Source organism: Streptomyces sp. NPDC048751, from assembly GCF_043198595.1.
Taxonomy (GTDB): domain Bacteria; phylum Actinomycetota; class Actinomycetes; order Streptomycetales; family Streptomycetaceae; genus Streptomyces.
The window spans coordinates 83,862-107,760 of record NZ_JBICUX010000005.1 but is presented as its reverse complement, the minus strand read 5'-3'; the positions used below and the strand labels follow the sequence as shown (position 1 = coordinate 107,760).

Genomic DNA, 23,899 nt, shown 5'->3' with positions numbered 1-23,899 from the left:
ATTGATTGAATCAATATGTCTGCGGGATGGATACGGTGACCCTCATGCGCGACCAGGAACCCGGCTCCGGCCACCCGGAACGACGGCTCAGCACCAAGGAGGCCGCCGAACTGCTCGGCGTGAAACCCGAGACCGTGTACGCATACGTGAGTCGGGGTCAGCTCAGCAGCCGACGCGTGCCCGGCGGGCGGGGCAGCACCTTCGACGCCCAGGAGGTGGAGGCACTCGCCCGGCGCAACAGGCGGGAAAGCGGCGGGAGCCCGCAGCCCGGCGGAGAACTCGCCGTCAGGACACGCATCACTCTCATCGAGAAGGACCGGTACTACTTCCGGGGTGTCGACGCGACCGAGCTGGCCGCGCGGAACTCCTACGAGGAGATCGCCGAGTGGCTGTGGACCGGTCGGCTGCGCCCGGGCATCGCCTTCACCGCGCCCGAGGCCTCGGTGGCGGTCGCTCGCCGCGCGGTCGACGCGCTGCCCGAACACACCGGCCCCACCGACCGGTTGCGGGTCGCGGCGATCGCCGCCGCGGCGGCGGATCCACTGCGTTTCGACCTGTCCGAGGAGGCCGTGCTCGGCACCGCGCGCACCCTCATCCCCACGCTCGTGGCCTCCCTGCCGACGCAGCGGCGCGGCCACCGGGACGAAGGCCCGCTGGCCCACCGCCTGTGGGCACGGCTCAGCGGGCGGCCCGCCGACGAGGCGTCTTTGCGCGCCCTGGACGTCGCCCTCTGCCTGCTCGTCGACCACGACCTGGCCGCCTCCACCCTCGCGGTCCGCGTCGCCGCGTCGGCCCGCGCGCACGCCTACGCGGCCGTCTCCGCCGGGCTCGGCGTGATCGAAGGCCCCCTGCACGGCGCGGCCAGCGGGCTCGCCCACCGGCTGCTGCTCGAGGTACTCGACCGCGGTGACGCGGCCCCCGTGATCGCGGACGAACTGCGGGCCGGGCGCCGCATCGCCGGACTCGGGCACCGGCTCTACCCCGCCGAGGACCCACGCGCGCGTGCCCTGTTCGCCCTCCTGGCGGAGATCCCCCACGCCGTGCCCGCGCTCGCCGCGGCCCGGGACATCGTGGACACCACCGCCCGCCACACACCGCTGCACGCCAACGTCGACCTGGCCCTCGCCGTCCTGACGGTGTCCTCCGGCATGCCCTCCACGGCCGGCGAGACGATCTTCGCGGTCGCCCGGACCGCGGGCTGGATCGCACACGCCCTTGAGGAGTACGGCGAACGCCCGCTGCGCATGCGCCCGAGCGGGCACTACGTGGGCCCGACGCCACCCCAGCCACTGCCCTCGCCGGTGTCACCGGAGGCGTCCCAGCCCCTCGCGGAGTAGAGCAGCGGCGGGGCCGGAAGCACCCTGTCGTAAATCAGGTTAGGCTCACCTTTGTGAGTGCGTGTGCGACCGTCTCGCAAGACCTTGACGAGCCCGTTTCCGGAACCGCGGCGACGGCGCGTACCTGGCTGCTCCTGGAACAGCCCGGCCCCTGGGGTGCCAAGGCGCTCACTTCGAGCCACCTGGACCCCGCGCTGGGTCGCGCCCTGGAGGCAGCCGCCGAGGACACGGGCGTACGCATCGCGCTCATCCGCCGTCCCGGGCGGCACGCGGACTTCGGCACACCGCACCTGCGCCGGGTGTACGCGGCCCACACCACCCCGGGGCGGGTGTGGCTGCACGGCGCGACCATCACCGACCCGCGACAGCTGCTGAACCTCGACTTCGCCGCGCTCGGCAGGGGTGACCGCGGCTCCTTCGACACCGTTCTGCGGGGCGGCCCCCACACGGGCGCCCCGCTCGCCCTCGTCTGCACCAACGGCAAGCGCGACCGCTGCTGCGCCCTCCTCGGTCGGCCGCTCGCCGCCGAGCTCGCCACGTCCGGGGTGACGGGCGTCTGGGAGGTCACCCATCTGGGCGGCCACCGCTTCTCACCGACGGTGCTCGTCCTGCCGTACGGCTACGCATACGGCCGGGCCGCGGCGCACACCGTCAAGGAGGTCCTGCACGGTGTGCAGGAGGGCCGGCTCGTCCTGGAGGGGTGCCGCGGGCGCTCCACCTGGGAGCGGCCCGGTCAGGCGGCCGAGCTGGCCGTGCGCGGGGCGGTCGGCGAGGACGCGGCGGACGCGCTGAGCGTCGTACGGACGGTCGGCGCCGCACCGCGCTGGGAGGTGACCGTCGCCCACGCGGACGGGCGCCACTGGCAGGTCGTCGTGGCGCAGGGCGCGTCCCTGCCGCCGCGCCCGGAGAGCTGCGGAGCCTCGGTGCTGGGGACGCCCGGGCGGATGGATGTGGTGGAGGTGCGTCAACTGGCGGCCACCGCGCTGGCGAGCTGACGCCTTCGGGCACCACGGCCGCGCAGCGCCAAGAGATCCACGCCACACCCCTACGGCTAGGCCCACACCCCCACGTACCGTCGTGGGTATGAGCCCCACTCCCCCTGCCCGCCGCCTTCGCCTGGGCATGCCGCGCCGGGTGTTCTCGCAGATCCTGTTGATGCAACTGGCGATCGCCGCGGGAGTCGTGGTGCTCGCGACCGGTCTGTTCCTCGCACCGCTCAGTCACCAGCTGGACGACCAGGCGATGCGGCGTGCCCTCGCGATCGCGCAGACCACCGCGGCCATGCCACAGATCGCCGAGGACCTCGAGCACACGCGTCCGTCGGTCGACGGGCCCGTGCAGCGGGAGACGGAGCGGATCCGCAAGGCCAGTGGAGCCGAGTACGTGGTCGTGATGAACACGCGCGGGGTGCGCTGGTCGCACACGGACACCAAGCAGATCGGCGGCATCGTCTCGACCGACCCCAGCCAGGCCCTGGCCGGCAAGGAGGTCATGCAGATCGACAGCGGCACCCTGGGCCGCTCCGCCCGCGGCAAGGTGCCCCTGCGCGACAGCGAGGACCACATCATCGGTGCGGTCTCGGTCGGCATCGAGTACGACAGTGTCCGGGCCCGTCTGATCCACGCCATCCCGGGGCTGTTCGCGTATGCCGGCGGTGCGCTGGCCGTGGGCGCCCTGGCCGCGTGGGTGATCTCCCGTCGGGTGCAGCGGCAGACCCGGGACCTGGCCTTCTCGGACATCTCGGGGCTGCTGGCGGAACGGGAGGCGATGCTGCACGGCATCCGGGAGGGCGTCGTCGCCCTGGACCGCGCCGGCCGGATCCGCCTCCTCAACGACGAGGCCCAACGTCTGCTGCACATCGGCGACGAGGTCGTCGGGCTCTCCCCCGACGAGGCGCTCGGCGAGGGACGCACGGCCGACGTCCTGGCGGGCCGGGTGAGCGGCACGGACCTGCTGACCGTGCGCGGGCAGCGGGTACTGGTCGCCAACCGCATGCCCACCGACGACGGCGGCGCCGTCGCCACCCTGCGCGACCGCACCGAGCTGGAACAGCTCGGCCGGGAACTCGACTCCACACACGGGCTCATCGACGCCCTGCGCGCGCAGGACCACGAACACGCCAACCGCATGCACACCTTGCTCGGGTTGCTCGAGCTGGAGATGTACGACGACGCCGTGGAGTTCGTCGGAGAGGTGGTCGGCGACCACCGGGCCACCGCGGAACAGGTCACCGAGAAGATCGAGGACCCGCTGCTCGCCGCCCTGCTCGTCGGCAAGGCGACCGTCGCGGCCGAGCGGGGCGTCGCCCTGTGGGTCTCGGACCGCACCCGGCTCCCGGACCGGCTGATCGACCCCAGGGGACTGGTCACGGTCGTCGGCAACCTGGTCGACAACGCGCTCGACGCCGTCGCGGGCACCCCGCACGCGCGCGTGGAGGTCGAGCTGCGCGCCGAGGGACGTACCGCCGTCCTGCGGGTGCGGGACACGGGCCCCGGAATCCCCGCCGAGCAGCGAGAATTGGTCTTCACCGAAGGGTGGTCCACCAAGAAGCCGCCGGCGCACGGCAAGCGCGGGATCGGGCTCTCCCTGGTGCGCAGGCTCGCCGAGCGGCAGGGTGGCAGCGTCGCCGTCACCGAAGCGGACGGCGGCGGCGCGGAGTTCAGTGTCGTCCTGCCCGAGGCGCTGACCGAAGCGGCCCTGGAACCCGCACTGACCGCCCCCGTGAAGCACGCTGCCGAGGAGGAGACGCGATGATCGAGGTCCTGGTCGTGGACGACGACGCCAGGGTCGCCCAGGTCAACGCCGCCTACGTCGAGAAGGTGCCGGGTTTCCGCGTCGCCGCCGAGGCGCACAGTGCGGCCGAGGCGCTGCGGCAGCTGGAGGCACTGCCCCGACTGGACCTGATCCTCCTGGACCACTATCTGCCCGACGAGACGGGCCTGGAGATGGTTCAGGAGATGCGCCGCCGCGGCCACCAGACCGACGTGATCATGGTGACGGCCGCGCGGGACGTCTCCACGGTGCAGGCGGCGATGCGGCACGGGGCGCTGCAGTACCTGGTCAAGCCGTTCAACTTCGCGGGTCTGCGGGCCAAGCTGGAGGCGTACGCCGAGCTGCGCCGCACCCTGGACGGCGGCGGCGAGGCGGAACAGGCCGATGTGGACCGCATCTTCGGCGCGCTGTCCGCTTCTTCGGAGCCCGGGCTGCCCAAGGGCCACTCCCCCACCACCGCGGAACTCGTGCGGCAGTCCCTGATGAACGCCGACGGGCCCCTGTCGGCCCAGGAGATCGCCGACCGGACCGGGGTGAGCCGTCAGACCGCCCAGCGCTATCTGAAGCTCCTGGAGCGCACGGGAAGGGCTCGGCTGACCCTCAAGTACGGCGACGCGGGCCGCCCGGAACACCGTTACGTGTGGGCGACCCGCGCGTGAGGGCCGTACGTCGGGGAGCGGCGGTCAGCCGGCCGCCTTCTGGACGAACTCCGTCGTGTAGGTCTTGCTCAGGTCCACCTTGGCGTTCTTGATGTTCGGGTTGAACGCCTTGAGGACCTTCTCGACGGTCTCGGGACCGTCCTTGGGCATGACGCCGTCCTTGGTGAACATCGGCAGGGTGCTCTTGATCGCCGACGCGTAGAGGACCTTGTTGCCCTGCGAGTAGTCGGCGGGCATCTTGTCGGCGATCTCGGAGGCGCTGTGGGTGGACATCCACTGAAGCGTCTTGACGAATGCATTGGCCAACTTCTGGACGGTGTCCTTGTGGCTGTTCACCCAGTCCGTCTGCATGTACAGACTTGACGACGGGTAGGGCCCGCCGAGCGCCTCGAGCGAGCCGGCGGGCGTGCGCATGTCGAGGAGGATCTTGCCCGCCCGCTTGGAGAGGATCGTCGCGACGGTCGGGTCGGTCGTCATGCCGCCGTCGATGGCGCCCTTCTGGAGCGCCGAGATGAAAGTCGGGCCGGCGCCCACCGCGACCGGCGTGAACTCGCTCACCTGCACGCCGTTCTTGACCGCGAGGTACTTGGTGAGGAAGTCGGTCGAGGAGCCGAGGCCGGTGACGCCGAGCTTCTTGCCCTTGAAGTCCTTGGGCGAGGTGATGTCGTCGGCCGCCTTGTTGGAGACGACCTCCACCTCGCCGGGTGCGTGCGAGAACTGCACGACGGACTCGACGGCCTTGCCCTTCACCTGGAGGTCGAGCGTGTGGTCGTAGAAGCCGACCGCGCCCTGCACCTGACCGGAGACGAGCGCGGTCTCGGCCTGCACGCCGGCCGGTTCGCTGAGCAGCTCGACGTCGAGGCCCTCGGCGTCGAAGTAGCCGAGCCGCTGGGTGAGGATCGCGGGCATGTAGATGACCTTGTCGAGGCCACCGACCATGATCTTGACCTTCGTGCCCTTGCCGTCACCCTTGCTGCCGGAACCGGTGGACGCGGTGCTCGCCGCGTCGTTGGCACAGGCGGTGAGTGAGGAGAGAGCGAGCAGTCCGGCGGCGGCCAGGGCGGCGTATCTGGCGGGCTTGCGCATGGCGGTTCACGTCCTTGTGAGAGGGCGGTGCCGGCAGAAGAGGCACCTGGAGAAGCGAGGGGGTGGGGAGAAGCGAGCAGAGAGGGAGTTCGGTCGAGGGGGTCAGCTGTCGGAACCCGACGGCTTCCACCGGAAGATGCGGCTCTCGGCGAACGTCAACAGCCCCTCGGCGACGAGCGCGACAACCGCGAGGATGACCATCGCGGCGTACACACCGGCCGCGTTGAAGGTGCCCTGCGACTGCGCGACGAGCAGTCCGATGCCCTTGGTCGCGCCGATGTACTCGCCGACGATGGCGCCGATGAGGGCGAAGCCGAAGCTCACGTGGAGGCTGGTGAAGATCCACGAGGTGGCCGAGGGGATGACCACCTGAAGAGTCACCCGACGGTCGCTGGCACCGAGAATGCGGGCGTTGGCGACCAGATTGCGGTCGACCTCGCGAGCGCCCTGGAAGGCGTTGAAGAAGACCGGGAAGAACACCAGGACCACGGCCGACGCGACCTTGGAGGCGGGCCCGAGGCCGAACCAGATCACGAAGATCGGTGCCAGCACGATCCTGGGGATCGAGTTGAGCACCTTGATGTATGGACCAAGGACATCGGCCAGGAAGGTGATCCGCCCCAGGGCGATGCCGCACACGACACCGGCGACGACACCGATGACCCATCCGAGCAGTGCCTCGTGCAGCGTGTACCAGATCTGTTCGCCCAGGGAGCCGAGCGCGGTGCCGTGCATGACCCAGGTGTAGATCTGGTCCCAGATCTTCGAGGGCATCGAGAAGTTGAACGGGTCGATCGTCTTGGTCCGGGCGAGCAGCTCCCACAGGCCCAGGACGCCGATCAGGAGGAGCACGCGGGCGGCGGTGACGACGGCTTTGCGTCTGCGGGCCGCGCGGGCACGTGACTGGGCGCGGTTCGGGGGCTTGACCGTGTCGACGACCGGTGTGCTGAGAACCTCATGCGACATGAGCGGCACCCCTCTCGCGGGTGATGCGGACCTCTTCGCCGAGGGACTCCCAGATCTCGCGGTAGATCTCGATGAAGCGCGGCTCCAGGCGGACGGACTCGACCTTGCGCGGCCGGGGCAGGTCGATGTCGAAGACGTGCTTGACGGTGGCGGGGCCCGCCGTCATCACGACGACCTTGTCGGCCAGCGCGATGGACTCCTCCAGGTCGTGGGTCACGAAGACGACCGACGCGCCCGTGCCCTCCCACAGCTCCAGCAACTCGTCCGACATCAGCGCCCTGGTCTGGACATCCAGGGCCGAGAACGGCTCGTCCATGAGCAGGATCTCGGGGTCGTTGACGAAGGTCGCGGCGAGCGCGACGCGCTTGCGCTGGCCACCGGAGAGCTGGTGCGGGTAGCGGTCCTCGAAAGCGGTGAGGCCGACCCGGGCCAGCCACTCGCGGGCCTTCTGCTTCGCCTCGGCCTTCGGCACACCGCGGAAACGGGGGCCCGCCATGACGTTGGACAGGACCGTGCGCCACGGGAAGGTGGCGTCCTGCTGGAAGACGAAGCCGACTTTGTCGCCGACGCCCCGGACCGGCTGCCCGGTGACCAGAACCTCGCCCTCGGAGGGCTCTTCCAGGCCGCTGACCAGCGTCAACGTGGTCGACTTACCGCAGCCGGTCGGCCCCACGACGGCCACGAACTCGCCGCGTCGGACCGTGAGGTCCAGGCCCCTGACGGCTGTGTGCAGACCCCCCGACGGGGTCTTGAAGATCTTGCTCGCGCCCCGCAACTCGATGGCGGGGCTGGTGTCTGCGCTCATGGCCGGGGACAGTAGGTGTGACCCGGGCCACGACAGCAGCCTTGTGGGCACATGCGCTTCTTTTGCTTGCAACGGCCTGTTGTGCTCGTTTTGCTCGCGCTACAACAACGGAGCCGAAACACGGGCTTTTCGCGCCTGGGCTTGAGGGAAAGAGGCCCGATGATTGACGTCCTGGTCGTGGACGACGACTTCCGCGTCGCTGAGATAAACGCCAAGTACGTGGGCAAGGTTCCCGGCTTCCGGGTGGCCGCCCGCGCGCACAGCGCCGCCCAGGCCCTGGCCACCGTCGAACGCGGCACCATCGATCTGGTCCTGCTCGACCACTACCTGCCCGACCAGACGGGTCTCCAGCTCGTCCACCGCATGCGGGAGCAGGGCCACGGCACCGACGTCATCATGATCACGGCGGCCCATGACGTCACCACCGTGCAGGCCGCCATGCGCCTGGGCGCCCTGCACTACCTGGTGAAACCGTTCACGTTCGCGGCGCTGCGCAGCCGTCTCGACTCCTATGCCGCCCTGCGCCGCACCGTAGACCGGGTCGGCGGCCGCGGCATCGCCGGCCAGGAGACGGTCGACCGGATCTTCGGGGCCCTGCGCACCACCCCGGCACCGTCGTCACCGGGGCTGCCGAGCGGCCACTCGGAGCCGACCACCGACCTGATCTGCGCGGTACTGCACAGCGCGGACCACCCCCTCTCCGCTCACGAGGTCGCCGCCGAGACCGGCCTGAGCCGCTCCACCGCCCAGAGATACCTGCGCCACCTGGAACAAGCCGGCCGCCTCCGCCTCTCCCTGAAGTACGGCGACACCGGCCGCCCGGAGCACCGCTACGCCTGGGTGGCGCCCTAGCAGCCGCTGCCTGCCCCGGGCGGACCGGCGCCACGAGAATGACACCGGCGCCCGCTACACCGCTCCTGCCCCCGTCAGGGACCGCACCTCGGTCTCCGCGTGCTTGGCCTCGTCCGGGGCCTCCGCCGAGGTGACCGTGCCGAGCCAGCCGGCGACGAAGCCCAGCGGGATCGAGACGAGGCCGGGGTTCTCCAAGGGGAAGTACTGGAAGTCCACGGCCGGGAAGAGGGACTCGGGACTGCCCGACACCACCGGCGACAGCAGCACGAGCACGACGGCCGGGATCAGCCCGCCGTACACGGCCCACACGGCACCGCGTGTGGTGAAGCCGCGCCAGAAGAGCGAGTAGAGCAGCACCGGCAGGTTGGCGGACGCGGCGACCGCGAAGGCCAGGCCCACCAGGAAGGCGACGTTGAGGTCGCGGGCCAGCAGGCCGAGGGCGATCGCGACGCCCCCGACCCCGACCGCCGCCATCCGCGCCACGGCCACCTCACTGCGCGGCTCGGTACCCGCGCGCCGCAGTGACGCGTACAGGTCGTGGGCCACCGATGCGGAGGCGGCGAGGGTGCATCCGGCCACCACCGCGAGGATGGTGGCGAAGGCGACGGCGGCGACGATCGAGAACAGCACAGTTCCGCCGGTGGAGTCGGCGCCGCCGCCCAGGTCGAGGGCGAGCAGGGGGACCGCCGTGTTCCCCGCCGCGTTCGAACCGCGGACCGCGTCGGGACCGACGATGGCCGCCGCTCCGAAGCCGAGGACGATCGTCATCAGGTAGAAGCCCCCGATGAGCCCGATCGACCAGACCACCGAACGCCGTGCGGCCTGCGCGGTGGGCACGGTGTAGAAACGGGAGAGGATGTGCGGCAGCCCAGCCGTGCCCAGCACCAGGGCGAGCCCAAGGCTGATGAAGTCGAAGCGCGCGGTCCAGTCACCGCCGTACCTCAGCCCAGGAGCCAGGAACGCCGCCCCATGACCACTGCGCTCGGCCGCCGTCAGCAGCAGTCGGTCGAAGTCGCCGTGGAACCGCATCATCACGAGCACCGTGAGCGCGATGGTGCCGCCGAGCAGCAGGACCGCCTTGACGATCTGGATCCACGTGGTGGCCCGCATCCCTCCCAACGACACATAGATCACCATGAGCGCCCCGACGCCGATGACCGCCCAGGCCTGCGCCGCCCCGCCCGTCCGGCCGAGGAGCAGCGCGACCAGGCTACCCGCGCCCACCATCTGCGCCACCAGATACAGAACGGACACGGTGATGGAGGAAGTTCCCGCCGCGATTCGCACCGGCCGCTCCCTCATCCGGGCCGCGACCACGTCGGCGAGCGTGAACCGTCCGCAGTTGCGCACCAGTTCGGCGACGAGGAACAACACCACCAGCCAGGCCACCAGGAAGCCCACCGAGTACAGCAGCCCGTCGTAGCCGAAGAGCGCGATCAGCCCGGAGATACCCAGGAAGGAGGCGGCCGACATGTAGTCACCCGCGATGGCAAAACCATTCTCCATCGGCGAGAAGAGCCGCCCACCCGCGTAGAACTCCTCCGCCGAACCTCGCCTGTTGCGGCTCACCCAGGTCGTGATCCCCAGGGTCACGGCGACGAACCCGCTGAACAGCAGCAAGGCCAGCGTCTGATGGCGGTCGGTCACGACGCACCGCCTCGGGCGCCGCGGGCCAGTTCCTGGGTGTCCCAGCGCAGTTCGAGTGCGGCCCGGTCCCTGCGGAGCCTGGCGTGCCGGGCATAGCCCCAGGTGAGCAGGAAGGTGCTGAGGAACTGTCCGAGTCCGGCGAGCATCGCCACGTTCACCGCGCCCGCCACGGGCCGCGCCATGAACCCGGGCGCGGTGGTCGCCGTCACCACGTACCCCACGTACCAGGTGAAGAAGACAACGAACGAGGGCAGCACGAACCTCCGGTACCGGGTGCGCACCTCCTGGAAGGCGGCGCTCCGCTGCACCTCGAGGTAGACGTCGGCCACTTCCCCACCCGCCCGCCCCGGCCGCGGCTGAGTGACGGCCGCAGTGAGCCTGTTGTCAGCGACCGACTCGCCCCAGCCCGAGGCGAGTGCGTCGTACCAGGGGTCCTCGTACCGCACGTCTGTGGACGCCTCGGCCGTGGCCGGGTGTTGATCTGTCTGGTCCTCGACGGAACTGTCGGGCCCACCCCCGCCGCGGCGGGCGCGACCGTTGCTTGACTGCATGCCCAAGGATGGACAGAACGGGAAGATCCCCACCTCTTCTTCCCCACGCGCTTCACCCCATCAGGTGACGTCACCCGCTGGTGGCCGCACCAGCCCCTTCGCATAGGCGTAACGCACGGCCTGCGCCCGGTCCTTGAGTCCCGTCTTGGCGAAGAGGTTGTTGATGTGGGTCTTCACGGTCGCTGTGGAGACATGCAGCCTACGGGCGATCTCCTGATTGCTGAGGCCCTCGGCGATCAGCACCAGCACCTCGGATTCCCGCACGGTGAGCCCGTCCGGCGGCTCCGGGGGCCCGGCCGACCGGGGCCCGGGCTCCGACAGGCGCTCCAGCAGCCGCCGTTGGATGCTGGGCGACAGCCCGGCGTCCCCCGACAGCACGCTGTGCACGGCCCGCACGATCTCGTCGCCGCCCGCATCCTTCGTGAGGTAACCACGCGCCCCGGCTTTCAGAGCGGGGAACAGCGAGTCGTCGTCCGCGTAGGTCGTGAGCACCACGACCTGGGTCCCGGGGTACTCCGTCCGGATCCGCCGCGTCGCCTCCACTCCGTCGCAGCGGGGCATCCGCAGGTCCATCAGCACCACGTCCGGGGCCAGTTCAGCGACGAGCCTCACCGCCTCGTCCCCGTCACCGGCGGCTCCGACGACCTCGACGCCGGGCAGCAGACCCAGCAGCATCACGATGCCCTCTCGCACGACCGTCTGGTCGTCCGCCACTACAACCCGCGCGGGCTTCCTCCCCTCCTCCGTCATGCCGGCACCTTCAACGTCACCACGAACCCCTCCTCGCCCGGGCCGGCCCGCAGCGAACCTCCCAGCAGTTCGGCACGCTCCCGCATGCCCAGCAGACCGTACCCGGCCCCCGCGCCGGCGAGGTCGCCCGGTGCGCCTCCCGAGTCCCGCACGTCCAGCGTCACCTCGTGCGCGCCGTAGTCCAGCCGTACCCGCACCTTGGCGCCCGGGGCGTGCTTGCGGACGTTCGTCAGGGCTTCCTGGGCGACCCTGCGCACGGCCTGCGACGCCTCGGCCGACAGCGGTCTGCATTCACCCGTAATGGCGACATCGGCACCGTCCGCCGCCGAGTCGACCAGCCCGCTCAGGAACTCCTCCAGCGGGGTCAGCTCGCCACGCAGCGCGGACAGCGCCTGCCGGGTCTCGGCAAGGCCGTCGCGAGCCATGCCACGGGCGGCCACGACCCTTTCGAGGATGTGCTCCCGCTCAGCCCCGCGCTCGATCAGCAGCCTCGCCGCCTCCAGATGCACCAGTTGCGCCGAGAGGCTGTGGGCCAGTACGTCGTGGATCTCCCGCGCGATGCGGGCGCGCTCGGCCAGCGCGGCGGACTCCGCCTCCGCCGCACGGGCCGCACGCTCCTGAGCGAGCAACCGCTGGGCAGTGCCGCGGGCCTCGGCGTCCAGACGCAGGGTGTACCCGGCGAGGGCCATACCGCCGACGGAGGCGACGGTGCCCAGCAGGGTGCCGTCGTCGACGACGGCGAACCCCGCGAAGGCGATCGAGGCGACGGGCAGCGCCACCGCGAGGGGCATCCGCTCCAGCGCCGCGATCGCACATCCGCACCACACGACCAGTGGAAGCGTCCCGAAACCCGCGGCGTGGGCCGCGGCCGCCAACCCCAACAGCAAGAAGAGAATCGCCAGCGAGGGCCCCAGCCGGTGCTCGAGCGTGGTCCGGAAGAAGGCCCACGTCAGCGCCCCGGCGACGATCACTCCCCCCACACCGGCGCCGGCCACCCACCCGTGGACGCGGCTGTCGTGGAAGGCGCCCCACAGCAACAGGCCGACGACCAGCAGGCGCACGGCCCGGCCGACCATGCGCCGCGCGCCCGAGATGCCCTCGCGGCCCAGCGCCTCCCGGGAAGGCCAGCGTGTCCAGGCGTTCCCCCTCACACACCCTCCCTCCGCGCGAGCGGGGCCAGGGTGTCACCGTACGCCGTACGTGCCACCGGGGCCGGGCCCAGCGCATGCCCCCGCCAGACCATGATTCCGGAGCGGACCAGCAGGGTGCCGGCGAGTCCCAGCATCAGGGCCGAGCTGTCCTGATGGACGCCGGTCAGCGCGCCGCACGCGAACAGACCCGCGCGCAGTCCGATGCCGACGAGCCAGACGGCCGCACTCGCCTTGGTGCTCTTGCTCCAGACGGCGCCGTCCGCCGTGACCCATATCCGGGTGGTCCAGGCCCAGCCCGCTCCGATGGCCAGGCCGACGAGCAGCTCGGCACCGACCAGCAGCAGCGACTCGGTGCGGTGATGGGCGTCGAGCAGGCCGGGCTCGCGCAGCGCCATGACCGCCAGGATCGCGGGGACGAGCCACCAGCGCCGGTCCACGTCGATCCTGCGGGCGCGGAACTGCCGTACGACCACCAGGGCGACCACGGCCACGATCAGCAACGCGTTGACCAGCCCGGACATCTAAGCCTCCGTGAGCGGAAGGGGATGCCGACGACGAGTGCCGCCGACGCCTTCGACGCTACGGAAACGCGCAGGTCCATAGATCGGAGCCGGGGTGGATCAGGGGTGGATCCTCGACCGCTCGTGCCTCTCCACCCACGGGTGGAGAGGCACGAGCGGAAGGACACCTCTGCTGCCGGCTGAGGAACCGGTGGGGCCCAGAGGGCCCCGTGCAGCCGGTCGCCGCGGCTAGGCGTCGATGCGCGACCGGTCCAGCGTCGCCGCCGAGTTGGAGATGAACTCCTTGCGCGGCGCCACGTCGTTGCCCATCAGCAGATCGAAGACCTGCTCGGCGGCCTCCAGGTCGGAGAAGTTGATCCGGCGCAGGGTGCGGTGGCGCGGGTCCATCGTGGTCTCCGCCAGTTGGTCGGCGTCCATCTCACCGAGGCCCTTGTAGCGCTGGATGGAGTCCTTGTACCGGATGCCCTTGCTCTGGAACTCCATGAGCTTGTCGCGCAGCTCACGGTCCGAATACGTGTAGACGTACTTGTCCTGCCCCTTCTTGGGCTGGATCAGCTCGATGCGGTGCAGCGGCGGCACCGCGGCGAAGACCCGGCCGGCCTCGACCATGGGACGCATGTAGCGCTGGAACAGCGTGAGCAGCAGGCACCGGATGTGGGACCCGTCCACATCGGCGTCGGTCATCATGATGATCTTGCCGTAGCGGGCCGTGTCGATGTCGAAGGTCCGCCCGGACCCGGCCCCTATGACCTGGATGATCGCGCCGCACTCGGCGTTCTTGAGCATGTCCGTCACGGACGACTTCTGGACGTTGAGGATCTTGCCTCGGATCGGCAGCAGCGCCTGGAACTCGGAGTTCCGGGCGAGCTTGGCGGTGCCGAGCGCGGAGTCCCCCTCCACGATGAACAGCTCGCTGCGGTCGACGTCGTCACTGCGGCAGTCCGCGAGCTTCGCAGGCAGCGAGGACGACTCCAGGGCCGTCTTGCGGCGCTGTGCGTCCTTGTGCTGACGGGCGGCGATGCGCGTACGGGCCGCGGCGACGGCCTTCTCCATGACCACGCGGGCCTGCGCGGCGGCGTCCCGCTTGGTGGAGGTCAGGAACGCCTTGAGCTCCTTGGAGACCACCTGCGCCACGATGCGTCGGGCCGCCGAGGTACCGAGTACCTCCTTGGTCTGCCCCTCGAACTGCGGCTCGGCGAGTCGCACGGTGACGACGGCGGTGAGGCCTTCCAGGGCGTCGTCCTTGACGATGTCGTCCTCGGCGACGCGCAGCAGCTTCTTGGCCCTCAGCACCTCGTTCATGGTGGCCGCGATGGCCTGCTCGAAGCCCGCGACATGGGTGCCGCCCTTGGGGGTGGCGATGATGTTCACGAACGACTTGAGGGTCGTGTCGTAGCCGGTACCCCAGCGCAGGGCGATGTCGACACCGAGTTCACGGGTGACCTGGGTGGGGGTCATCTGGCCGTGCTCGTCCAGGACGGGGACCGTCTCGCGGAACGTGCCCTGACCGGAGAAGCGCTGCACGTCGCAGACCGGCTTGTCCGAGGCCAGGTACTCGCAGAACTCACTGATGCCGCCGTCGAAGCGGAAGGACTCCTCGCCCTTGCTGCCGCCCTCTCCGAGGCCGTACTCGTCACGGACGACGATCGTCAGGCCGGGCACCAGGAACGCGGTCTGGCGGGCACGCTGGTGCAGGTTCTCCAAGGAGAGCTTGGCATCCTTGAGGAAGATCTGACGATCGGCCCAGTACCGCACGCGCGTGCCGGTGCGGGTCTTGGGAACCCTCTTGGTCTTGCGCAGGCCACCCGCCTCGAACTTCGCGTCCGGGCCGGTCGTGGCGAAGGCACCGGGGACGCCCCGCCGGAAGCTGATGGCGTGGGTGTGGCCGTTGCGGTCGACCTCGACGTCCAGGCGCGCGGAGAGTGCGTTCACCACGGAGGCGCCCACACCGTGCAGACCGCCGGAGGCCGCGTAGCTGCCGCCGCCGAACTTGCCGCCGGCGTGCAGCTTGGTCATGACGACCTCCACACCGGAGAGGCCGGTCTTGGGTTCGACGTCGACCGGGATGCCGCGACCGTTGTCACGCACCTCCACGGAGCCGTCGTCGTGAAGGATCACATCGATGTGGTCGCAGTAGCCACCTAGGGCTTCGTCCACGGAGTTGTCGATGATCTCCCACAGGCAGTGCATCAGACCTCGACTGTCGGTCGAGCCGATGTACATCCCCGGGCGCTTGCGTACGGCCTCGAGGCCCTCGAGGACGAGCAGGTGCCGCGCGGTGTAGTTGGAACCGTCCCGGTCTGCTCCTGCCAGCAGCGCTGTGGACGGCACGGACGTATCGGCGGTCACGCGGTTCGCTCCTCGCTGAATTTCAGAGTGGGCCCTTCTGGGTAAGGGCGCGGCATCGGTAGCCGTTCAGAGGGTACCGAGGCCTGGTAGAGCCGTTGTAACGCCACCCTCGTCTGACCTGAGCCTAGTCCAGAGTCGCATACACGTTCGATCCCTCGTTGGAGTGAAGTACATATCACGTTCCCTTCGGGGCATGAACCATTTAGGCTCCGGGCACGTCCTCATGAACAAACCGGCAATCCAGCCGGGTGGACTGACACCTGACCGACAGCGCGAAACCGTAAGACACGACAGACACGCAATACGGCACATTCGCCGCCAAACCGGCAGCAGACGGCCGCCTCGAAGGATTTTTTTCGAGGAGAAGCCACGAGCGGGAACGTTTTGGGGCTGGTTGGATGTTGACCCTGGTACGACAGCTCGTCGAGCTAGAGAAGAGGCGACGTGACTACTGTTCTGACCCCCGCGAGCCCGCTGACGGCCGCTGATCGCTGCGACCGTTGCGGCGCCCAGGCCTACCTGCGGGTTGTCCTGGTGAGCGGCGGAGAACTGCTCTTCTGCGCCCACCACGGCCGCAAGTTCGAGCCGGAACTCAAGAAGATCGCCGCTGAGATACAGGACGAGACGGAGCGGCTGACGTCCGTTCCGGCATCAGCCACCGAAGAAGAGCGCTGACGCTTCGCACCACGACGAGCCAGCTCGGCACAGGCCGGCACACGGGCGGCCGCCCCTGCTCCCAGGGGCGGCCGCCCGTACTCACACCGTGGTCAGGACCGTTCAGGCGCCCTGAGGCACTCCTTGCGGCCGTCGCACCCTCTCGTCGGGGCTCAGCGCCCGCACGACGTCGGACACGCGCGTGTAGACGCCGGGGCTCCCCGGCCATCCGCAGCCGCTCCCCCATGACACCAGCCCGATCAGCCGCCCCTGGGCCACGAGCGGCCCCCCGCTGTCCCCTTGACAGGCGTCCCGGCCACCTGCCACCTCCCCGGCGCAGACCATGGCCGTGGCGAGGTACGTGCCTTCGGCGCCGCCCGAGTACGCCTTCTCACACAGGGCGTCGGGCAGCACGTGCACGCGTGCGGCTAGCAGGCTGGGCGCGTAGTCACCGGCGCTCGTGGTGTCCCCCCAGCCGTAGACCGCCGCTCCCACCCCTGGCTCGTAGGCGGGATCACCCGCGGCGGCCATGCGGATCACCGCCGTCGGCGGGAGCGGCTCGGCAAGAGTGAGGACGGCGAAGTCCCCGGCGTTGCTGAATGGGTCGTAGCTCGGATTGACCCAGGTGCTGCGCACCGGGATCTCCTGCCCGTGGCCCGAGAGCAGGTTCGTACGCCCGGTGATGACCTTGAAGTCGCGCACGCGGTCCGGCGGCGCGCCCAGAACGTCCTCGCCCAGGCAGTGGGCCGCTGTGAGCACAGTGGTCGGGCCGACCGCCACACCTCCGCAGAACTGTCCCGACCGCATACCCCCGAACCGGTCACGGCTGGACAGCGCGACCGTCCAGGGGCTTTCGGAGATGTCCACCGGGAATCCACCGACGACGACGCTGTCGGCGGCCACAGGGACGGCTGACGCCAACGGTATGACCGCCGCCGCGGCCGCCAGGGCCAGCGGCCGGGTCAACGCCCGGACAAGGGAACGACGCATGCCCGCTCCTCACTCTGGGGTGATCGTGGGAAACCCAGAGTGATTCACTGCGCCCGGGCCCGCACCCTCGCCCGACGCCGAAGGCCCGGCTCCTGACGGAAGCCGGGCCTTCGGGGTCGTTCTGATGCGACCTAGTCGAGGTAGTCGCGCAGCACCTGGGAACGCGACGGGTGGCGCAGCTTCGACATGGTCTTGGACTCGATCTGGCGGATGCGCTCACGCGTCACGCCGTAGACCTTGCCGATCTCGTCGAGGGTCTTCGGCTGGCCGTCGGTGAGACCGAAGCGCATCGAGACGACGCCCGCCTCGCGCTCCGACAGGGTGTCGAGGACGGAGTGCAGCTGCTCCTGCAGGAGCGTGAAGCTGACGGCGTCGGCCGGGACGACGGCCTCGGAGTCCTCGATGAGGTCACCGAACTCACTGTCGCCGTCCTCGCCCAGCGGGGTGTGCAGCGAGATGGGCTCACGGCCGTACTTCTGGACCTCGATGACCTTCTCCGGGGTCATGTCGAGTTCCTTGGCCAGCTCCTCCGGAGTGGGCTCGCGGCCCAGGTCCTGGAGCATCTGGCGCTGCACACGCGCGAGCTTGTTGATGACCTCGACCATGTGCACCGGGATACGGATGGTGCGGGCCTGGTCGGCCATCGCTCGGGTGATCGCCTGACGGATCCACCAGGTGGCGTACGTGGAGAACTTGTAGCCCTTGGTGTAGTCGAACTTCTCGACCGCGCGGATCAGACCGAGGTTGCCCTCCTGGATGAGGTCCAGGAAGAGCATGCCGCGGCCTGTGTAGCGCTTGGCCAGCGAGACGACCAGACGGAGGTTGGCCTCCAGCAGGTGGTTCTTGGCTCGGCGGCCGTCCTCGGCGATGATCTCCAGCTCACGCTTGAGCTTCGGAGCCAGCTTGTCGGCGTTGGACAGCTTGTCCTCGGCGAACAGACCGGCCTCGATGCGCTTGGCGAGCTCGACCTCCTGCTCGGCGTTGAGCAGGGGGACCTTGCCGATCTGCTTCAGGTAGTCCTTGACCGGGTCGGCGGTGGCGCCGGCTGCGGCGACCTGCTGGGCGGGCGCGTCGTCCTCGTCCTCGTCGGAGAGGACGAAGCCCGCGTTCTCGGTGCCCTCGGGCTCCTCGCCGGCCTTCGGAGTCTCCTCGAGGACCTCTTCCTCGAGGAGCTCGGCGTCGTCCTTCGTGGCGCTGGTCTTCTTGGCCGCCGTCTTCTTGGCGACGGTCTTCTTCGCGACCGTCTTCTTGGCGGTCGTCTTCTTCGCAGCGGCCTTCTTGGCGGGCGAGGCTTCCTCGGCGGGGTCGACCGCGGCAGGGTCGGCGGGCGCTGCCGGGGCAGCCGTGCTGGCGGTGGCCTTCCTGGTGGTCACCGTCTTCGCCGCGACCGTCTTGGTGGCGGTGCGCTTGGCCGGACTCTTCGCTGCGACGCTCTTTCGGGTGCGCTTTGGCTCCGCGGCACTGACCATCAGCGTCACACCCTCTTCCTCGAGGATCTGGTTGAGGCTGCGCAGTACGTTCTTCCACTGAGTGGCCGGAATCTGGTCAGCTTCGAAGGCCCGACGCACATCGTCGCCGGCGATCTGCCCCTCAGCCTTTCCCCGCTCAATGAGCGCCATGACAGAGACGGACTCGGCGATCTCCGGCGGGAGCGTACGGGATGTGCTGGCCGACACGAACAACCTCTCGGAACGTTGGAAAACGGCTTCCGGCCCCGTCCAAGACGGACAGGAGCCGACCACCGGCCTTGGTGATGGGCCGACGGCGCGGGCGGGGGCCGGGGAAGATGCACAGCGCCTTGAACGGCGTCCGTATTCCCTCCGCGACTGTCACCTCTTAGGTCATCGCACTGCCCGCGTGAGCGTTACGCCCAATCTGCGTGGCCCGAGTCACACCCCGTAAGCAATCAAAAACGGTCAGACATGGACAGAGTGGGTCGGCCATGCTGTTGACCTGGATCACTCCAAGGAATGCACCATCTCATCGCACCGTCGGACCCCGCAGCAACCCGAGGGCTCCTGCGGGGTCCGACGGAGGACGGCCGGCCGACCGGGGGATTCCACAGGAGGGGGAGACATTCCCGGCCGTGCCGCCCGCGGCGCGCGGTCAGTGCTCGCGTGGTGCGGGGACCACGCGCTCCACCTCGAGGTGGACCATGAGCAGCTGGCGCATGGCCGCCTCGGCGGCCGCGCCGTCGGCGGCGGCCAGGGCGTCCACGATCCGGGCGTGGTGCGCGAGGGAGGCCTCGTTCGGACGGTCACAGCCCGTGACCGGGCCGCCGGAGACCTGGAGGGCGGCCGACACGATCCCGGACAGGTGCTCCAGCATGCGGTTGCCCGCGACCTGGATGAGGAGGGAGTGGAACTCGGCGTCCGCGCGGGAGAACGTGAGCGCGTCACCCTGCGCCAGGGCGTGCCCCATGATCTCGACCATGTCGGCAAGCCGCTGTTGCACGTCCTCCCGCCCGTGCCCGGCGGCGAGCCGGGCGGCGAGCGGCTCGATCGTCCAGCGCAGCTCGCTCAGCTCGCGCCGCTGGTCGTCGCGCTGCGGCCCGAAGGCGCGCCACTCGATGATGTCCGGGTCGAGGAGGTTCCAGTCGCTGACGGGGCGCACGCGCGTGCCGACGTTCGGGCGGGCACTGACCAGGCCCTTGGCCTCCAGGACGCGGAGCGACTCACGGACGACGGTGCGGGACACCTCGAACCGCTGGCCGATCTCCTCGGGGACCAGCGGCCGGTCGGCACCCAGGTCGCCCGAGACGATCATCTGGCCCAGCTGCTGGACGAGTTGGCCGTGCAGCCCGCGGCCGCGACTGCCCGCGGCGCGCCGGCCGACCCGGCCCAGTTCGGGGTCCGCGCTCTCCCAGGAGGGAGCTCCGACGCGGTCGCCGACGGGGCCCTCCGCGTAGGGGTAGCGATCGAGTTCGCCCGGGCCGGCCAGACCGGAGTCGGCGGAGCGGGCGGCGGTCATCATGGTGTGCGCAAGGGTACTCACGGATCCTTTGTCGGCGCTGGCTCCAACTCCCTTGAGGTCTTTGGTGAAAAGCACACGAAAGGGTGATCGCTCACGCCGTCGCAATTGACGCCTTATCGGAAAGAAACGAGCGTTCTACGGGGAGTTGCGTGCAGGCCGCGTGCAGGCCGGGAACCGAAGGGCACGGATCACGTCACCGGACCCTGCCTCGCAGGGTCGTGAGCAGATACGCGCAGAGCAGGGCGGTCAGCGACAACGTCAGCGCCCCGCCGACGGGTTGGGCGACGACCCTCGCCACACCCGACAGATAGCGCTCTCCCCCGAAGGGCCACTGCAGCAGCAACACCTCTCGAAGTCTCATGGGAATGCCTGCGGCGGTCCGTACGGACGGTCCCTCCAAGACCTTTTGTACGAGGGGTACGACGACGACGGGCACGGCCAGCACCGCGGCGAGCCCGGCCGTGGTGGACCGGAAGACTCCCGCGGCCAGCACTCCGGCCCAGGCGCACCCGATCACGAGTCCGGTCCAACTCGCACTGAGTGAAACCCAGTCCGTAGGAACCTGAGCGAGCTCCCGTCCGTAGACGAGGTACAGCACTTCGGCGTCGCAGCCGACCGTGAGGGAGGCCAGCAGCAGCGCGGTGGCACCGGTGACGAGGAGCTTGGCGGCGAGCAGCCCCAGTCGGCGGGGCACGGTGCCCCGGTCAGCCGCCAACGCGGGGTGGCGGAACTCGTCACCGAAGGCCAGCGCGCCCAGGAGCCCGGCGCCGAACGCCGCCGGCGGCAGGGGCAGCTCCCGCGGCCACGCGGCCAGCAGGCGTGGCTGAGGAGTATGCCCGACACGGGCCAGCAGTACGGCGGTGAGGGCGGAGGTGACGAGCACCGCGGCGGCCGTGAGGTAAGCGGTGCTGATGCCGGCGACTCGACGGAGTTCGTAGCGGAGTGGGCGCAGGGGGCTGGGGGCGGGGCGGACGGAGATGGGGGGAGGCAGCGGGGGCAGAGCGGCGAGGTCGAGCGAGTGGGCTGCGGGGGGACGGAGGGTGCGGGGAGCAGGGTGCGGGTCGGTCGTTCTCAGCGGATGTGCGGTCGGGGCGAGGGAGCGCGCTGGTAGGCCCGGGTCGGTGAGGTCGGGATCGCCTGCGTTGGCGCCGACGTCGGCATGGGCATCGGCATCTGCGCGGGCATCGACCTCGACAGGGTGGTGGGGGCTCGGCTCAGCGGTGAGGCCGTGGGGCTGCTCGGCGAGCGTCGGGGGATCAGCAGGCCCGGGCCACTCGCCGCCGTGAACCGTCGACGTCGCCCTGGTCGGTTCCGGCTCGGCGGGGCGGTCCGTTGCGGCGGCGGGGCGCAGGTGATCCGGGGCGTCTGATACGGCGGCCTGGCGCAGGAGGTCGGGGACATCCTCTTCCGTCTCGGCGGCAGTGGAGCTTGGACGGTCGGGGCCCGAGCCGGGCGGGGCGGTGAGACACAAGCGGTCAGAGACGTCCGCTTCCCTCTGGACGCTAGCGGAGCAGGGACCGTCGGGGCCTGGGGCGGGCTGAGGGGTGAGGCACGAGCGGTCGGAGACGTCCGCTTCGCTCTGGGCGGCAGTGGGGCCGGGGCGGTCGAGGCCTGAGCCGGGCAGGGCAGTGCGGCACTGGTGGTCAGAGACGTCCGCTTCCCTCTCGGTGGCAGCGGGGCGTAGGTGGTCAGGGCCCGAGCCGGGCTGAGCGGTGAGGTGCAGGCGGTCAAAGAGGTTCGCGTCCGTCTCCGCGACGCAGGGGCGTACAGGGGCTGGGGTGTCCGCTACCGTCTCGGCGCAGGGGCCCAGAGAGTCCCGAGCGTCCGATGCCGCGTCGGCGACGCCGGGGCCCAGAGAGTCCCGGTCGTCCGCTACCGTCTCGGCGACGCCGGGAGATAGGGGGCCTTGGGTGTCCGCCTCCGTCGTCGGGCGCGGGCGGTTCGAGTCGTTTGCTCGCGTCTCCGGATGACGATGCGGATGGCCAGGGAGCTCTACGGGCGCGCCTGGCCCCATGTCTCCGATCTCGTCGGCGAGTTGGTGGACGAGGATGCCGTGGCGGAAGGCGGTTTCGCCGACGGCGGCGCAGGTGGTGCCGTAGACGGAGAGGCGGTTGCCGTCCTCCTGGACGACCTCGACGGAAAGACGGGAAGCTCGGGCCTGCTTGGTCAGCAGGGCGGCGAGGCGGGCGGCGTGCGGGGTGCGGACGGCGACGCGGGGGCGGAGGCGGGTGCGGGCGAAGTCGGTGACCGCTTGGTCGGCGACGAGTCTGCCCTGTTCCAGGGTGACGACCCGGTCGGCGGTGCGGGCGGCTTCTTTGGGGTCGGGCGTGGTCAGCAGGACCGTGCCGCCGTGCGCCGCGTGCGCGCGCAGCATGCCGTGCAACCAGCGGCTTTCGCGGGCGGAGAGACCGTCTGCGGGATGGTCGAGCACGAGGGTGTGCGGGTCGCTGAGCAGAGCGCAGGCCAGGCCGAGCCGACGGTCCATGCCGCGCGAGAGCGCGCCGAGGCGTTCCTCGCCCAGGCTGACGAGGCCGACTGCTTCAAGGACCTCGTCGGCCCGTCGGACCGGTACGCCCGCGGCCGCGCACAGCATGCGGAGGTGGCCGCGGACCGTGCGGGCCGGGTGACCGGGGACGTCACCGAGAAGCACCCCGACCTCGCGGGACGGGTGGGCGATGCGGTGCAGGGGGCGACCCCTGAAGTAGGTGACGCCACGGCCCTGTTGGAGTTCGAGCATGAGCCTCAACGCCGTGGTCTTGCCCGCGCCCGGCGCTCCGAGCAGTGCGGTGACGTGGCCCGCGTGCGCCTCGAAGGAGACGTCGTCGACGACGGGCGGAAGCTCCTTGCGGGGGGTGCTGGTCAGTCCGATGGCCTGGATCACCCGAAGCAAGATAGCGCGCTATGTCCTGTTTTGCGGGTACCGCGCGGCTGGTCGGCCGAGGCCGGGAGTCACACTTCGGGGCGCAGCATCGGAGGGTTCAGCAGTGTGGCGCCACCGGCGCGGAAGAGCTGGGCGGGGCGGCCGCCCTGGCGCGTGGTGGTGCCGCCGGTGGGGACCAGGAAGCCGGGCGTTCCCGTCACCTTGCGGTGGAAGTTGCGTGGGTCGAGCGCGACGCCCCATACCGCCTCGTACACGCGGCGCAGCTCCCCGACCGTGAACTCGGCGGGGCAGAACGCCGTGGCCAAGGAGGAGTATTCGATCTTGGAGCGGGCGCGTTCCACCCCGTCGGCGAGGATCTGGGCGTGGTCGAAGGCGAGCGGGGCGACCGGTTCGCCGTCACGGCCGTAACCGCCCTGTTGGAGCAGTTCCTCGACGGGTGCCCAGCGCGCGTTGCTGGCGTCGCCGCCCGCTCTGGGCGCGGGCAGGTCGGGAGCGAGCGCCAGATGGGCGACGCTGACCACGCGCATCCGGGGGTCCCGCTTGGGATCGCCGTATGTGGCCAGTTGCTCGAGGTGGGCGCCGTATTCCGGGACGGGCACGGAGGGGTCGTGGGCGCGCAGGCCGGTCTCCTCGGCCAGCTCACGTGCGGCTGCCTGCGCCAGGTCCTCGTCAGCCCGTACGAAACCGCCCGGGAGCGCCCAGCGCCCCTGGAACGGTGGCTCCCCCCTGCGTACCGCCAGCGCGCACAGGGCATGGCGGCGCACGGTCAGCACGACCAGGTCCACAGTGACGGCGAAAGGTGGAAAGGCTGACGGGTCGTAGGGCATGCGGCGATCATAGTCGTCTGCCTGACGATAAACACTCCCTTCGTAAGCCGCGCAGGTGGCTGACCTCCTTTGTGTCGTCCTGCGCCTCACCCTTGCTCTCCGCCCTGCTCTCTTCGGCGCGTCGTACG

The 23,899-nt window shown here is 70.4% G+C and carries 20 protein-coding genes; 6 read left to right on the top strand and 14 right to left on the bottom strand.

Annotation, left to right across the window (positions count from 1 at the left end; genetic code table 11):
* Nucleotides 1-44 precede the first annotated feature (44 nt).
* The 4 genes from ACGFNV_RS17805 to ACGFNV_RS17790 all read left to right on the top strand — a co-directional run bounded on the left by ACGFNV_RS17805 (nucleotide 45) and on the right by ACGFNV_RS17790 (nucleotide 4,768).
* On the top strand, nucleotides 45-1,337 hold the full coding sequence (locus ACGFNV_RS17805) for a citrate synthase (protein WP_393623486.1): 1,293 nt from the start codon (nucleotides 45-47) through the stop codon (nucleotides 1,335-1,337).
* 53 nt (nucleotides 1,338-1,390) lie between these two features.
* The gene (locus ACGFNV_RS17800) at nucleotides 1,391-2,332 is read left to right on the top strand and encodes a sucrase ferredoxin (protein ID WP_393623485.1); all 942 of its coding nucleotides are present in this window, start codon (nucleotides 1,391-1,393) and stop codon (nucleotides 2,330-2,332) included.
* 88 nt (nucleotides 2,333-2,420) lie between these two features.
* Entirely contained in the window at nucleotides 2,421-4,091 is a 1,671-nt protein-coding gene (locus tag ACGFNV_RS17795) for an ATP-binding protein (protein WP_393623483.1), read from the top strand.
* Nucleotides 4,088-4,768: a response regulator gene (locus tag ACGFNV_RS17790; protein WP_393623481.1), complete on the top strand. Its 681-nt coding sequence runs from the start codon at nucleotides 4,088-4,090 to the stop codon at nucleotides 4,766-4,768. Before ACGFNV_RS17795 ends, ACGFNV_RS17790 begins: the two co-directional genes overlap by 4 nt.
* 24 nt (nucleotides 4,769-4,792) lie before the next feature.
* Here the strand turns inward: ACGFNV_RS17790 and ACGFNV_RS17785 are convergent, their stop codons facing one another.
* The 3 genes from ACGFNV_RS17785 to ACGFNV_RS17775 form a co-directional block, all read right to left on the bottom strand.
* The gene (locus ACGFNV_RS17785; RefSeq protein WP_393623479.1) at nucleotides 4,793-5,854 is read right to left on the bottom strand and encodes an ABC transporter substrate-binding protein; all 1,062 of its coding nucleotides are present in this window, start codon (nucleotides 5,852-5,854) and stop codon (nucleotides 4,793-4,795) included.
* Nucleotides 5,855-5,956: 102 nt separating this feature from the next.
* Complete coding sequence (locus ACGFNV_RS17780) at nucleotides 5,957-6,820, bottom strand: ABC transporter permease (protein WP_393623477.1); 864 nt, start codon at nucleotides 6,818-6,820, stop codon at nucleotides 5,957-5,959.
* On the bottom strand, nucleotides 6,810-7,625 hold the full coding sequence (locus ACGFNV_RS17775; RefSeq protein ID WP_393623475.1) for an ABC transporter ATP-binding protein: 816 nt from the start codon (nucleotides 7,623-7,625) through the stop codon (nucleotides 6,810-6,812). The genes ACGFNV_RS17780 and ACGFNV_RS17775 overlap by 11 nt, the downstream gene beginning before the upstream one ends.
* Before the next feature lie 159 nt (nucleotides 7,626-7,784).
* Between ACGFNV_RS17775 and ACGFNV_RS17770 the strand changes: the two genes are divergently transcribed.
* Entirely contained in the window at nucleotides 7,785-8,477 is a 693-nt protein-coding gene (locus ACGFNV_RS17770; RefSeq protein ID WP_393623473.1) for a response regulator, read from the top strand.
* Between the two features lie 54 nt (nucleotides 8,478-8,531).
* Here ACGFNV_RS17770 and ACGFNV_RS17765 read toward each other — a convergent pair whose 3' ends face one another.
* The 6 genes from ACGFNV_RS17765 to ACGFNV_RS17740 form a co-directional block, all read right to left on the bottom strand.
* On the bottom strand, nucleotides 8,532-10,124 hold the full coding sequence (locus tag ACGFNV_RS17765) for a cation acetate symporter (RefSeq protein WP_393623471.1): 1,593 nt from the start codon (nucleotides 10,122-10,124) through the stop codon (nucleotides 8,532-8,534).
* Nucleotides 10,121-10,675: a DUF485 domain-containing protein gene (locus ACGFNV_RS17760; RefSeq protein WP_393623469.1), complete on the bottom strand. Its 555-nt coding sequence runs from the start codon at nucleotides 10,673-10,675 to the stop codon at nucleotides 10,121-10,123. Before ACGFNV_RS17760 ends, ACGFNV_RS17765 begins: the two co-directional genes overlap by 4 nt.
* 60 nt (nucleotides 10,676-10,735) lie before the next feature.
* Nucleotides 10,736-11,425, bottom strand: a complete 690-nt coding sequence (locus ACGFNV_RS17755; RefSeq protein WP_393623467.1) for a response regulator — start codon at nucleotides 11,423-11,425, stop codon at nucleotides 10,736-10,738.
* Nucleotides 11,422-12,576, bottom strand: coding sequence for a sensor histidine kinase (locus ACGFNV_RS17750; protein WP_393623465.1), 1,155 nt, complete (start codon nucleotides 12,574-12,576; stop codon nucleotides 11,422-11,424). Before ACGFNV_RS17750 ends, ACGFNV_RS17755 begins: the two co-directional genes overlap by 4 nt.
* Nucleotides 12,573-13,097: a DUF1453 domain-containing protein gene (locus ACGFNV_RS17745; RefSeq protein WP_393623464.1), complete on the bottom strand. Its 525-nt coding sequence runs from the start codon at nucleotides 13,095-13,097 to the stop codon at nucleotides 12,573-12,575. The genes ACGFNV_RS17750 and ACGFNV_RS17745 overlap by 4 nt, the downstream gene beginning before the upstream one ends.
* A 228-nt stretch (nucleotides 13,098-13,325) precedes the next feature.
* On the bottom strand, nucleotides 13,326-15,446 hold the full coding sequence (locus tag ACGFNV_RS17740) for a type IIA DNA topoisomerase subunit B (RefSeq protein WP_393623463.1): 2,121 nt from the start codon (nucleotides 15,444-15,446) through the stop codon (nucleotides 13,326-13,328).
* Between the two features lie 444 nt (nucleotides 15,447-15,890).
* On the opposite strand from ACGFNV_RS17740, the gene ACGFNV_RS17735 reads away from it, so the two are divergent.
* Nucleotides 15,891-16,121 (top strand): hypothetical protein, encoded by a 231-nt coding sequence (locus ACGFNV_RS17735; RefSeq protein ID WP_133932828.1) that lies wholly within the window; start codon nucleotides 15,891-15,893, stop codon nucleotides 16,119-16,121.
* 102 nt (nucleotides 16,122-16,223) lie between these two features.
* On the opposite strand, the gene ACGFNV_RS17730 is transcribed toward ACGFNV_RS17735, so the two are convergent.
* The 5 genes from ACGFNV_RS17730 to ACGFNV_RS17710 form a co-directional block, all read right to left on the bottom strand.
* Nucleotides 16,224-17,090 carry a serine protease gene (locus ACGFNV_RS17730; protein ID WP_393623461.1) on the bottom strand — a complete coding sequence of 289 codons (867 nt, stop codon included), beginning with the start codon at nucleotides 17,088-17,090 and terminating at the stop codon, nucleotides 16,224-16,226.
* A 131-nt stretch (nucleotides 17,091-17,221) separates the two neighbouring features.
* Nucleotides 17,222-18,766, bottom strand: coding sequence for an RNA polymerase sigma factor (locus ACGFNV_RS17725; RefSeq protein ID WP_393623460.1), 1,545 nt, complete (start codon nucleotides 18,764-18,766; stop codon nucleotides 17,222-17,224).
* A 430-nt stretch (nucleotides 18,767-19,196) separates the two neighbouring features.
* Entirely contained in the window at nucleotides 19,197-20,084 is an 888-nt protein-coding gene (locus ACGFNV_RS17720) for a FadR/GntR family transcriptional regulator (RefSeq protein WP_393623458.1), read from the bottom strand.
* 172 nt (nucleotides 20,085-20,256) lie between these two features.
* Nucleotides 20,257-22,944 carry an ATP-binding cassette domain-containing protein gene (locus tag ACGFNV_RS17715; protein ID WP_393623457.1) on the bottom strand — a complete coding sequence of 896 codons (2,688 nt, stop codon included), beginning with the start codon at nucleotides 22,942-22,944 and terminating at the stop codon, nucleotides 20,257-20,259.
* Nucleotides 22,945-23,012: 68 nt separating this feature from the next.
* A complete protein-coding gene (locus ACGFNV_RS17710) occupies nucleotides 23,013-23,771 on the bottom strand; it encodes an NUDIX hydrolase (RefSeq protein WP_133932823.1) in 759 nt (252 codons plus the stop codon).
* Nucleotides 23,772-23,899 lie beyond the last annotated feature (128 nt).